The 1,429-nt window shown below is 76.6% G+C and carries 1 protein-coding gene; it reads right to left on the reverse strand.

Annotated features, from left to right (window positions below; all coding sequences use genetic code 11):
• Window positions 1-281: 281 nt before the first annotated feature.
• Window positions 282-1,106 (reverse strand): S1 family peptidase, encoded by an 825-nt coding sequence (locus ACFV0O_RS14425; protein WP_380341185.1) that lies wholly within the window; start codon window positions 1,104-1,106, stop codon window positions 282-284.
• Window positions 1,107-1,429: the final 323 nt, after the last annotated feature.

The following is a 1,429-nucleotide window of genomic DNA, read 5'->3' on the forward strand; positions in this document are numbered from 1 at the left end:
CGCTGTTCCGGGGCCCCCCCTACACCCCCCGGGGCGGTGGGTGGGGGCCCCCACCCCCCGCGCCCGATGCGCCGGGCGCCCGCCCCCCCGGGGGCGATCGCCCGGCTCTGCCGTTCTCCGGCCGACCTCCGGTCGTTCTCGGAACTGCTCTCCGGGCTGTTCTCCGGACGGTTGCCCCTCGTTCGCCCGCCCCGGCCCGGACGGTCCGACGCGACGTCAGAACGTGACTACCACATCACTCACCGCGAGGAACGTGCCCGCTGCCGGCCGCTCCTGACCGCTCACAGCACCGAGTGCACCGCGTCCACGACCGTGGACAGCCGCGTATAGACCCCCGGGTGGGCCGCCTCCGCACAGCCCGTCCCCCAGGACACCAGGCCGACCAGCCGCCCGCCCACGACGAGCGGGCCACCGCTGTCGCCCTGACAGGCGTCCTTGCCACCCTTCTCCTCGCCCGCGCAGACCATGCCGCGGGCGTCGAACTTGCCATCCGGCCCGCCCGGGTAGGCGTGGGCGCAGGTCTCGTCCGGGACCATCGCCACGTCCACCCCACGCAGCACCGGCGAGTAGTCGCCCCGCCCGGTGGTGTCTCCCCAGCCGTACACCTGCGCCGTGGTCCCGGCCTCGTAGGGCGCCGCCTCACCCCGGCCGACCAGCTCGACCACCGGCCGGGAGCCCTGGGACTCGCCGAGGGTGAGCACCGCGACATCGTTCATGTTGGCGGCGAAGGAGTAGTCGGGGTGGATCCAGACCGACCGCACCGCCACCTCCCGGCCGGACGTGCCGCGCATGTCGTCCCGACCGACGATCACCTTGAGGCCCGGCCGGTCCACCCGGCCCTTGGCCTCGTCGAAGAAGCAGTGCGCGGCCGTCACCACCTTGGTCGGGCTGACCAGCGCGCCCCCGCAGAACTGGCCCGAGCGCCCGCTGCCGAACTGCTGGCGGCTGGCCAGTGCCACGATCCACGGGTGGTCGGCGGTGCTCGCGGCGTTGCCGCCGACCACCCGGCGCTGCGCCTCGGCCGGCGCGGCCGATCCGAGGGAGACCAGCGGGACCGGCGCGGCGGCGAGCAGCGCCAGCGCGGCCGCCCGGCGACGGCGGCCCACCCGGGCGGCGGCCGGGTCCACCACGGACTGGACGGGGGTCGGCAGGTCAGTGCGGTCCGGCTCGGTCGGCACCGTGACTCCAGAAGGCTCGGCAGCAGGCAACCGGCACAGCGTAGGTGATCGACTACGTTGGGCGACCGGCAACCGTCGTGCCGCCACCCGGACGAGCGACAACCACCACCCGGACGCTGACGCACACGGGCCCGGACAGCCGCGGGGGGGGGGGGGGGGGGCGGGGGCGGGGGCGCGCGGGGGCGGGGGGGCCCGCCCGCCCCACCCGGGTCTGGCCGCGGCCCGGGGGCCAGCACCGGGGGGCGAGTGTG

The sequence above is a fragment of the Kitasatospora sp. NPDC059577 genome (assembly GCF_042735475.1).
Classification (GTDB): Bacteria; Actinomycetota; Actinomycetes; order Streptomycetales; family Streptomycetaceae; genus Kitasatospora.